The 10,735-nt window shown below is 38.9% G+C and carries 8 protein-coding genes; all 8 read left to right on the top strand.

The window, feature by feature from the left end:
* The first annotated feature begins 248 nt into the window (after positions 1–248).
* Complete coding sequence (gene serS, locus LMC10_RS10100; protein WP_229269739.1) at positions 249–1,556, top strand: serine--tRNA ligase; 1,308 nt, start codon at positions 249–251, stop codon at positions 1,554–1,556.
* Between the two features lie 266 nt (positions 1,557–1,822).
* The gene (locus tag LMC10_RS10095; RefSeq protein ID WP_228341312.1) at positions 1,823–3,286 is read left to right on the top strand and encodes an ABC transporter substrate-binding protein/permease; all 1,464 of its coding nucleotides are present in this window, start codon (positions 1,823–1,825) and stop codon (positions 3,284–3,286) included.
* 1 nt (position 3,287) lies between these two features.
* A complete protein-coding gene (locus LMC10_RS10090; protein WP_229269738.1) occupies positions 3,288–4,031 on the top strand; it encodes an amino acid ABC transporter ATP-binding protein in 744 nt (247 codons plus the stop codon).
* 303 nt (positions 4,032–4,334) lie between these two features.
* A complete protein-coding gene (locus LMC10_RS10085; protein WP_003669656.1) occupies positions 4,335–5,684 on the top strand; it encodes an amino acid permease in 1,350 nt (449 codons plus the stop codon).
* 956 nt (positions 5,685–6,640) lie between these two features.
* The gene (locus LMC10_RS10080; RefSeq protein ID WP_035153464.1) at positions 6,641–7,846 is read left to right on the top strand and encodes a NupC/NupG family nucleoside CNT transporter; all 1,206 of its coding nucleotides are present in this window, start codon (positions 6,641–6,643) and stop codon (positions 7,844–7,846) included.
* Positions 7,847–7,926: 80 nt separating this feature from the next.
* Positions 7,927–8,835: a ribonucleoside hydrolase RihC gene (gene rihC, locus LMC10_RS10075; RefSeq protein WP_003669659.1), complete on the top strand. Its 909-nt coding sequence runs from the start codon at positions 7,927–7,929 to the stop codon at positions 8,833–8,835.
* Between the two features lie 100 nt (positions 8,836–8,935).
* The gene (locus tag LMC10_RS10070; protein WP_229269737.1) at positions 8,936–9,820 is read left to right on the top strand and encodes a 3-hydroxyacyl-CoA dehydrogenase; all 885 of its coding nucleotides are present in this window, start codon (positions 8,936–8,938) and stop codon (positions 9,818–9,820) included.
* A gap of 177 nt (positions 9,821–9,997) precedes the next feature.
* Positions 9,998–10,723, top strand: coding sequence for a 16S rRNA (guanine(527)-N(7))-methyltransferase RsmG (gene rsmG, locus LMC10_RS10065; protein WP_229269736.1), 726 nt, complete (start codon positions 9,998–10,000; stop codon positions 10,721–10,723).
* Positions 10,724–10,735: the final 12 nt, after the last annotated feature.

Raw genomic sequence — 10,735 nt, 5'->3', positions numbered from 1 at the left:
GCAGAATAGAAAACACGAATGCATTTCAAGTAGGTTATTCAGAGAAGCAGCGGGTGGTGTAAGCTGTCAACCGAAACTCCGGTGCAAAAATATGTGGGCAGGTAATTCTGCACGGATAGTAGCCGTTATCTACTTCGAAGGGTGACTAAAGACAGTCAAACTTGGGTGGTACCGCGGAACTAGAGCCATTTCGTCCCAAAATATAAAGGATGGAATGGCTCTTTTTTATATAATTAGGAGGAAATACGATGTTAGATATTAAAAAGATTCGTCAAGAACCTGATTTTTATAAGGAAAAGTTAGCTACGCGTGGTGTAAAACCAGAAGAAATTGATGAAGTTATTGCGCTAGATAAGAAGCGGCGTGAATTGCTTCAACAAACCGAAACAATGAAGGCGCAACGTAATGAAGCCTCAAAGAAGATTGGGGAAGCTAAGCGGAATGGTGAATCTGCTGATGCTGCCATTAAGGAAACTCGTGAACTTGGTGATAAGATCAAGGAATTAGACGCTGAAGTTGAAGCAAATGATGCCGAACTTCATAATAAGATGGCTCACCTTCCGAACATTCCTCATGATGGCGTTCCAGTTAGCTTAACGGAAGACGGTGCCGTTGAATTGCGGAAAGTAGGTAAGGTGCGGGACTTTGATTTTGAACCTAAGCATCACTGGGATATCGGTGAAAACCTTGGCATTTTAGACTTTGATCGCGCTGGTAAGGTTTCTGGTGCGCGTTTTGTCTACTACTTAGGCCTTGGTGCTCAGCTTGAACGGGCAGTTTACAACTTCATGCTTGACGAGCACATGAAGGAAGGATATACCGAAGTCTTGCCACCATATATCGTCAATGCTGAGTCAATGTACGGTACTGGTCAATTCCCTAAGTTCAAAGAAGGAGTTTACCAAGTTAACGGTGAGGATATGACTTTGATTCCAACTGCTGAAGTTCCATTGACTAATTACTACCGTGGCGAAGTTATCCCGACTGAAGAATTACCAGTTTACGTTACTGCTTTAACACCATCATTCCGTTCTGAAGCGGGAGCAGCGGGTCGTGATACCCGGGGATTGATCCGGATGCACCAATTTAATAAGGTAGAAATGGTTAAGTATACTAAGCCAGAAAACTCATGGGATGAACTTGAAAAGATGACTGCTAATGCTGAAAACATCTTGAAGAAGTTAAACTTGCCATACCATGTTATTACCTTAACTACTGGTGATATGAGCTTTACTGCATCTGAAACACATGACCTTGAATTGTGGATGCCAGCACAAAATAAGTATCGTGAAGTTTCGAGTTGTTCAAACTGCTTGGACTTCCAGGCACGGCGGATGCACACCCAATACCGGGATGAGAATGGTAAATTACAATATGTTCACACGCTTAACGGTTCTGGTTTAGCCGTTGGGCGGACAGTGGCAGCTATCTTGGAAAACTATCAAAACGCTGATGGCTCCGTAACAATTCCAGAAGTATTAGTACCATATATGCATGGTGTTACTAAGATTACTAAGGAAAATGCGGTTCCTTTCCGTAATAAAGTTAATAAATAAGAATAGAAGAATATTTTTCGATAAAGAAGTTCGGAGTGCTAAATCTGAGCTTCTTTTTTGATTAAAAAAGTCTAAGAAAAGATCGAAAACGAATAAAATAGACTTAATAAAATTAACTTTTTGTTGGTTGTTATCTTTAAAAATCATTGTTTAAAACGCTGACATCTTAGATAAACACAAACTTTAATGAAGAATATTTATTTTATTTTCTGGCGATGATAAAGTAGTATCAACGTTAAAATTTGATTAAAAAGGAGTCGGTGCAGATGCATAGCAGCAAGATAAAAAATATGATCATCACCATTGTTGCAGTTCTTGGAATTGTAGTGGGGTGGCAAATGGTCGAACCTCAGCAGGTGTCTGCTGCCGAACCGACTTATACGTTTGCAACTAATAACACCTTTGAACCCTTTGAAATTCAAGATAGTAAAGGTGGTTACTCAGGAAAGAATCCTGGAATTGAAATTGAAATGCTTAAGAAAATTGCTAAGCATGAGCATTTTAAGTATGAACTGAAGCCAATGAGCTTTAATGGTGACTTACAAGCTCTTGAAGCAGGACAAGTTGATGCAGTAATTGCCGGAATGAGCGTTACTGATGAACGAAAAGAAAAGTATGATTTTTCAACACCTTACTATACTAGTGGGGTTGTTATGGCTGTTGCAAAAGATAGCAATATTAAGTCGATGAGCCAATTAAAAGGCAAAACAGTTTCGGCTAAGTCAGGAACGAGTGCGGCATTATTTTTGAAGAACAACCAAAAGAAATATGGTTATAAAATTCGCTACTTTGATTCCTCAAATACGATGTGGAATGATGTGAAGACTGGAAACACAGCCGCTACTTTTGATGATGGCCCTGTTCTTGAATATGGAATTAAAGAAGGTGTTCCACTTAAGGTTGTGACAAAGAAGCCAATTGATGCACAACCAGTTGCCGTTGGATACCAAAAGGGCAAGAACTTAGAATTACAGAAAAAGATGAATGATGGAATCAAATGGCTAAAAGATACTGGTCAAATGGATCAAATCATTGATAAATATACTAAGAGTGACAAAACAACGAAGGGCAGTGCGACTGATCGGACAATTTTGGGATTAATTCGCGCCAATTATCCAGCCTTGCTTCGTGGATTATGGATGACAATTGAATTAACTGTTGTCGGCATTATTTTTGCGATGATTTTTGGAGTAATTCTAGGTGTATTAGGTATTGCACAAAACAAATTCGCCAATGCTGTTTCTAGCACCCTGATTTATATCTTCCGTGGTATTCCAATGATTGTTTTAGCCTTCTTTATTTACATGGGGATTCCAAATGTTATTGGCCATAAAGTTCCATTATTCTTAGCAGGAATCTTAACGCTGACTTTTAACGAAGGGGCCTATATTGGAGCCATTGTTAAAGGTGGATTTGAATCCGTTAATATTGGACAGTGGGAAGCAGCGCGGAGCTTAGGGTTGCCATATAGCAAAGCCCTGATTAAGGTTATCGCTCCCCAAGGATTTAAGTTAATGATTCCTTCGTTAGTTAACCAGTTTATTATTACCTTGAAAGATACTTCAATTCTTTCCGCAATCGGTGTAATGGAACTTACACAAACAGGAACTGTCATCATTTCCCAGAACATGGAAGGATTTAAGATGTGGTTAATCATTGGGACGATGTATATCATCATCATTACCCTGTTGACTTGGTTATCAAACTACGTACAAAAGAGGATGGGTTAATATGGATAAAAACTATAAAGTACAAGTAAAGAATCTGCACAAAAGTTATGGAAGTAATGAGGTGCTGAAGGGTATTAGCTTGGACGTAAAACCCAATGAGGTGGTTTGCATGATTGGACCATCAGGATCGGGTAAAAGTACCTTTCTTCGTTGCATTAATAAGCTTGAAGAACCAAATAGCGGCCATATTTATATTGATGGCTACGATATTGCTGATCCGCAAGTAAATATTAATAAGGTTCGGGAAAATATCGGGATGGTTTTTCAGCACTTTAATCTCTTTCCAAATATGAATGTTTTGAAGAATATCACTTTGGCACCTGTTCAACTTGGCAAGATGACCAAGGAAGAGGCAGAAAAGGACGCGATGCACTATCTTGACTTAGTTGGGCTAGCTGATAAAGCAGGGGCAGATCCAACTAAGCTGTCTGGAGGGCAAAAGCAACGGGTAGCCATCGCCCGTGCCCTTGCAATGAAACCGGATGTAATGCTCTTTGATGAACCAACGAGTGCCCTTGACCCTGAAATGGTAGGGGATGTTTTGGAAGTAATGAAACGGTTAGCGCAAGAGGGAATGACCATGATCGTGGTAACTCACGAAATGGGATTTGCTAAGCAGGTTGCCGATCGGGTGGTCTTCTTCCATAATGGTGATATTCGGGAACAAGGCACTCCAGAAGAGATTTTTGATAATCCACAACATCCAGATACGAAGAATTTCTTGGATAAAGTGCTAAATATTTAATTATCGCCTGACTTTTAGTAATTTAAATTTGACAAAGTTAGGATAATCATTATAATAATGAGTAACTTTTAATAATTGGTTGACAGAGAATCTAGCATTTGCTGAAAGCTGGATCCAATTAAATGGCATGAGCGTTTGAAATGGAGTGGTTTCCTTATCAACCGAGAGGTAGTTCGCAAATGTGAGCTATAAAGATGGGTGGAACCGCGTTAAAAAACGTCCCTGGTAGATGATTACCAGGGACGTTTTTATTTGTTTAAGAAAACGTTTTTGTTATTAACTAAATTTTTAAGGAGGCATATTATGGACGAAAAACAACAACAGAAGTTAGAACGATCGCTTAAAAGTCGTCATGTGACGATGATTGCTATTGGTGGAGCTATTGGGACCGGTCTTTTTCTTGGATCAGGAACAGCTATTCACCAAGCAGGTCCATCAATCATTCTTTCATACCTGATCGTCGGTATCTTTTGCTTCTTTATGATGCGGGCGTTAGGGGAACTTATTTTAGCTGATACTTCAAAACATTCATTCATTGATTCGGTTAAGGAATACCTTGGTGACCGAATGGAATTTGTTGCCGGCTGGATGTACTGGGCATGTTGGCTAACATTAGCAATGGCTGATCTTACTGCAACTGGTATTTACTTGAAATATTGGTTCCCTAATTTACCACAATGGGTTGGTCCATTAATTATTGTTATTTTATTGATGTTAGTAAACATGGTAAACGTTGGGCTGTTTGGTGAACTAGAAAGTTGGTTCTCCATGATTAAGGTGATTGCAATTTTAGCCTTAATAGCAGTTGGCGCGGTCTTACTTGTGATGCATGGTCATGTTGAAGGGCGGCCGGTAACCCTTTCAAACTTAGTTAACCAGGGTGGCTTTTTCCCTACTGGTCCGATGGGCTTCTTAATGTCTTTCCAAATGGTAGTCTTTGCCTTTGTGGGAATTGAAATGGTCGGTTTGACAGCTGGAGAAACTAAGAATCCAGATAAAGATATTCCAAAAGCGATTAATACCTTACCAGTCCGCATTGGTTTGTTCTATATCGGATCAATGATTGCGATGATGTCAATTTACCCATGGTTCCATATTAAGACTACTTCTAGCCCGTTTGTTCAAGTGTTTGCAGCAATCGGTGTTCCAGGAGCAGCTGCGATTTTAAACTTTGTGGTTTTGACGGCTGCAATGTCTGCGACTAACAGTGCGATCTTTAGTACTAGTCGTTCCCTCTACTCATTAGCTCGAAGCGGGAACGCACCAAAACGTTTTGGTGAATTAAGCGCGAAGGCAGTTCCTAATCATGCATTAACTTTCTCTTCATTGATTCTTTTTATCACAGTTATCTTGAATTATATTATGCCAGCGGGAATATTTGATGTAATTGCTGGGATTTCAACAATTACCTTTATTTTTACGTGGATCATTATTTTGGTTGCACATATTAAGTTCCGGCGGCAGAATCCAAAGGGAGTTACGAATTTCAGAATGCCAGGATATCCGATCACTAGTTGGTTAACAATTATTTTCTTCTTGGCAGTTCTAGTAATTTTACTCTTTATTGATTCAACACGAGTTCCATTAATCCTTTCAATCGTTATTTTTGCATTGCTTGCTTATGGTTATGGATTTTTGAAGAAGAAAAATTAAAAACTTGGCAGAGGCTCGAAAATTTTGAGTCTCTTTTCTTTTGCATTTGATAATGAATAGTTTAAGAGAGAGCTAAAAAGTAATAGAAAAGTTGGTTTTGTTTAATAGTTGGAGGGGATCTAAATCCCGTTGTGACGCGGTTTAATTGTCTTTTTGTTGGGGAGGGATTATACTGAAAGTGTGGAAAGATAGAAGGCCGAATTTAACAAACATCTTCTCATAATAAAACTACTTTGAAGTACGTTAATTAGACTTTTTGCATGAAAATACCAACACCCCACTCCACATGAAACGCTTTAGTTTCCGTAAAAAGTATGTTAGCTAAAAGTAATTAGTGGCCATATCTACAACGAACCTATAATGATAAGCTTAAGTTCCTCGTATTAAGCAGATAGATAAGTTACCAAAAATTAAAAATAATAATACTCGGCCTTTCTTCCCACTTCTTCATGGTTGAGAAGCCCGGAATGTTATTTCGATAAACGTCCCGGGCTTCTGCCAGTTTAAACCCTAAAGATTTTATGTTATTTCCTGGGAAATACGAAAGTTAGTGAAACTGTAAATTACTTCTCTAAATATTTGAACATTTGCTCAATTGATTTTAATTGAGTATAATAGAAAACCTTGGCAGGGGCGACGGAAAGACACATAGCAAAGACGATTTGCCACGTGTAACTTTCCGTTTCTTTTTGTTAACATATGACAGCGTTTTCATAAGTTCTAAAAAAACTTTGTGAAATTTCCGGAAGTTGAAAAGTTAATAAAATGAGCGAATTGTAAAATTATAATTTAAAAAATGATAAAAATTCACAAATTGTCTACAAAACAGCGCTTTACAGGAAGCAAATTTAAAGATATTCTTAAATAGTTAACTCGCCACAATTGCAATTATAGTATCTTAATTTGGAACGGCTGTTAACGAATATTCTATTTAAGGAGGGTACACAGCCATGTCTATGTATCTTATTATCAACATTATTGGGTTGATTGTCTTTCTTGGAATTGGATGGCTTTTCTCCAAGAATCGAAAGGAAATCAACTGGAAGACTGTAGGAATCATGGTAGTATTGAACTTACTTTTAGCATGGTTCCTTGTAAGTTCAGCAGCTGGTCGTGCTGGGGTTAAAGCGGCCGCTGATGGTTTTGCTTGGATTGTTAACGTCTCTGCAAAAGGAACTGTGTTTGCATTAGGTGATTGGTACACACCAAAGAACCTTAACTTCATTTGTTCTGCATTGATGCCAATCCTTATGATTGTTCCATTGTTCGATATCTTAAACTACATTGGTGTATTACCATGGATTATTAAGTGGATCGGACGTGGACTTTCATTCATTACTGGTGAACCTAAGTTTGAATCATTCTTTGCTGTAGAAATGATGTTCTTAGGTAACACCGAAGTTTTGGCTGTTTCTGGTATGCAATTACGTGCCATGAACAAGGAACGTAATTTGACGATTGCTATGATGTCAATGTCTTGTGTTACTGCTTCAATTCTTGGTGCATATATTGAAATGATGCCAGGACAATATATTCTGACTGCTGTTCCAATTAACATTATTAATTCATTGATTGCTGTAAGTATGTTAAACCCTGTTAAGGTTCCGGCTGAAGATGACACCATCGAAAAGGTTGGTGCGGAAGTTGACTCTGATAAGCGCGAACCATTCTTCAGTTTCTTGGGAGACTCAATTTTAGGTGCTGGTAAGTTAATCCTTATCATCATTGCTAACGTTGTTGCCTTCGTTGCTTTGGCAGCCTTGATCGATGCTATCTTAGCATTGTTCTGGAAGGACCTTTCACTTGAAAGTATCTTAGGTGTTATCATGTTCCCATTCTCATGGTTACTTGGTTTACCTGTTCACCAAGCATGGATGCTTTCCCAAGATATGGGTATGAAGTTGATTACTAACGAATTCGTTGTTATGGGTAAGGTTACTGGTGAAATCAACAGTTACGCACCTCACTTGCGGGCTGTCTTGACTGTCTTCGTAACTTCATTTGCCAACTTCGGTACTTTAGGTATGATTATTGGTGCCTTCAAAGGATTAGTTGACAAAGAAAACAACGATTACATTGCTTCAAACATTGGTTACTTAATGCTTTCTGGTATTTTGGTTTCATTATTATCAGCCGCATTTGTTGGTCTCTTTGTTTGGTAGAAATGGAAAAGCAGCTGGCAAGGCTGCTTTTTTCAACATTAAATCCGAAAACGCTTGCATGATAAAAAGGAGATAAAATTATGACTACAAAGATTATTATGGATACTGACCCAGGTATTGATGACGCAGCTGCTTTAACGATGGCTATTAATGACCCATCATTAGATTTGAAATTGGTTACAACAGTTGCTGGTAATGTTACGGTTGATAAAACCACTGCCAACGCTTTGAAGATTATTCACTTCTTCGGTAAGGATATTCCAGTTGCAGCAGGTGCCAAGCAACCATTGATTAAGCCTTTTGAAGATGCTGCCCGAATTCATGGTGAATCAGGAATGCCTGGTTATGACTTTGGTGACGATTATGGTAAGCCTCTTGATAAGACTGCTGTTGAAGCACTTCATGACGCAATCATGGCTGAAGATGAAGTCATCTTGGTTCCAACTGGTTCATACACTAACATTGCATTACTCTTTAGCGAATACCCAGAAGTAAAGAGTCACATTAAGCAAATCGTTGCGATGGGTGGTTCATTCTCTGGCGGTAACATGACCAGTGTAGCTGAATTTAACGTCTTCACTGATCCAGATGCTGCTAAGATTATGTACAATGCGGGTGTTCCAATTGTAACTGTTGGATTGGATGTTACCTTAAAGGCGCTCTTAACTGCGGATACGATTGAAAAACTTGGTAGTCTTAATAAGACTGGTGAAATGCTACATGGATTAATCACGCACTATAATGATGGTAGTGATCAAGGGCGTCCAATGCACGATGTTAATACTATCTTCTACCTTCTTCATCCAGAAGCATTTACTACGAAGGACATGTGGGTTGATGTTCAAACAGACGGTCCAGCAATCGGTGCTACTGTTGGTGACATTCGCGCTGCTTACCATGATGGCAAGACCAACGCAAAAGTTTGTTTAGATATTGATGCTGAATACTTCAATAAGTGGTTCTTAGAAGAAGTAAGCAAAATGAAATAAGATACTAAGAGCTGAGATTGCTTTCGGCTCTTTTTATTACTTTCTAGTGTAAGCGCTTCACGATATAATAGTAATAGTTAAAGTAAGGAGGAAATACCAAATGAAGAATATAATGATTGCCGGCGCTGGCGTATTAGGTAGTCAGATTGCATATCAAACGGCTTTATCCGGCTTTAATGTCAGCGTATATAATCACCATATTGATACCGCTGAGCGACGGATTAAGGCGCTGAAAAGTGATTATGAACGTGACTTGCATTTGACTGATAAGGAATTTCAACAGGGCCTTGATAATATTAAAGTGATTACTGATGATGTTGCGACCGCGGTTAAAGATGCTGATTTAATGATTGAAGCATTACCAGAATCGTTAGAGTTAAAGGAGCAGTTTTACGAAGAGGTTTCAGAATTAGCCCCTGAAAAAACAATCTTTGCTAGCAACTCCTCTACATTTATCCCTAGCCAACTAGCTCCTTATACTGATCGGCCAGAAAAATTTCTTAATATGCACTTTGCTAACCAAATTTGGAAATTTAATGTGGTCGAAATTATGGGCACCACCCAAACAAGTCCAGAGGTAATTGAAGAAGCTACAAAGTTTGCCCGGGAAATAAAGATGGTTCCTGTTATTCTTAATAAAGAACAACACGGCTATATTCTGAATTCCCTTTTGATTCCGTTACTTGCATCTGGTCTTAGTTTATGGGCTAAAGGAGTTGCTGATCCAGCGATGATTGATAAGGATTGGATGATTTCGACAGGTGCACCAATGGGACCATTTGGTATTTTAGATATGGTTGGTTTACGGACAGCAGCGCAAATCGAACGGAATGCCTATGCCCAGACTAAGGATGAAAGTCATAAGGAAATTGCCGATAAGATGGAACAGATGATTCAAGAAGGGCACGAAGGAAAAGAATCGGGACAAGGATTTTATAATTATCCTAATCCGGCCTTCATGGATCCAGATTTTCTGAAGCATTAAGATTAAGTATTGAAAACGTTAGGAAAGGGAGCAAGATAAGAGTCGCTCGTGACTGTTATCTCACTCCCTTATTTTGCGCTCCAATTTTCACGTAATCCGGTTGCAACAATGGCAAAATTACGGTACAGTAGTAGAGAACGTGAAACAAAAAATGTTTCACGAAAGGAGACCTAATAAATGAATCCTGAACAATTTCAACAAGCATTAGCTGATCATGGTATTACCTTATCAGCAGAACAAATGCAACAATTTGCTGACTATTACCAATTATTAGTTGAAACTAATGAACATGTAAATTTGACACGGATTACTGAAAAGAATGAAGTGTATTTAAAACATTTTTATGACTCAATTACAGGAGCGTTTGCTGAACCACGCTTAGAGAGTGAAGACCTGACATTGTGTGATATCGGTGCTGGGGCCGGCTTTCCTTCCTTACCGTTGAAGATCGCTTTTCCACAGTTAAAGGTAACGATTGTCGATTCGTTAAATAAGCGGATTGCTTTTCTTGAAGACTTAGTTACCAAGCTCGGGTTAACCGATGTTACATTAATCCACGATCGGGCAGAAACTTTTAGTGCCAAGAACAGTCCATATCGTGAGAAATTTGATATCGTTACCGCCCGTGCAGTTGCTCGCCTATCAGTTTTAAGCGAATTATGCTTGCCAGCTGCTAAAGTTGGTGGCGAATTTATTGCTTATAAGGCAAGTGCGGCTCCTGAAGAACTTCAACAGGGCGGGACAGCAATTAAACAGCTTGGTGGAAAAGTTCAAAAAACGGTGACATTGACTTTACCAGGAACTGATGAAGAACGTAATATTATTGTGATTGATAAGATAAAGGCGACTCCTAAGAAATACCCACGTCGTCCAGGCTTACCAAGCAAAAAACCAATTCAATAAGATAAGGAGTTG

Origin of the sequence: Limosilactobacillus reuteri subsp. simiae, assembly GCF_020784875.1 — a bacterium.
In the GTDB taxonomy this organism is placed as follows: Bacteria; Bacillota; Bacilli; order Lactobacillales; family Lactobacillaceae; genus Limosilactobacillus; species Limosilactobacillus reuteri_H.
Note: the sequence above shows the minus strand (reverse complement) of the source record. Positions and strands in the feature narration are given on the sequence as shown.

What these genes read in the sequence shown, in the direction of transcription:
- serS (WP_229269739.1), top strand. Translation starts at nt 249, where the DNA reads ATGTTAGATATTAAAAAGATTCGTCAAGAACCTGATTTTTATAAGGAA.
- LMC10_RS10095 (WP_228341312.1), top strand. Translation starts at nt 1,823, where the DNA reads ATGCATAGCAGCAAGATAAAAAATATGATCATCACCATTGTTGCAGTT.
- LMC10_RS10090 (WP_229269738.1), top strand. Translation starts at nt 3,288, where the DNA reads ATGGATAAAAACTATAAAGTACAAGTAAAGAATCTGCACAAAAGTTAT.
- LMC10_RS10085 (WP_003669656.1), top strand. Translation starts at nt 4,335, where the DNA reads ATGGACGAAAAACAACAACAGAAGTTAGAACGATCGCTTAAAAGTCGT.
- LMC10_RS10080 (WP_035153464.1), top strand. Translation starts at nt 6,641, where the DNA reads ATGTATCTTATTATCAACATTATTGGGTTGATTGTCTTTCTTGGAATT.
- rihC (WP_003669659.1), top strand. Translation starts at nt 7,927, where the DNA reads ATGACTACAAAGATTATTATGGATACTGACCCAGGTATTGATGACGCA.
- LMC10_RS10070 (WP_229269737.1), top strand. Translation starts at nt 8,936, where the DNA reads ATGAAGAATATAATGATTGCCGGCGCTGGCGTATTAGGTAGTCAGATT.
- rsmG (WP_229269736.1), top strand. Translation starts at nt 9,998, where the DNA reads ATGAATCCTGAACAATTTCAACAAGCATTAGCTGATCATGGTATTACC.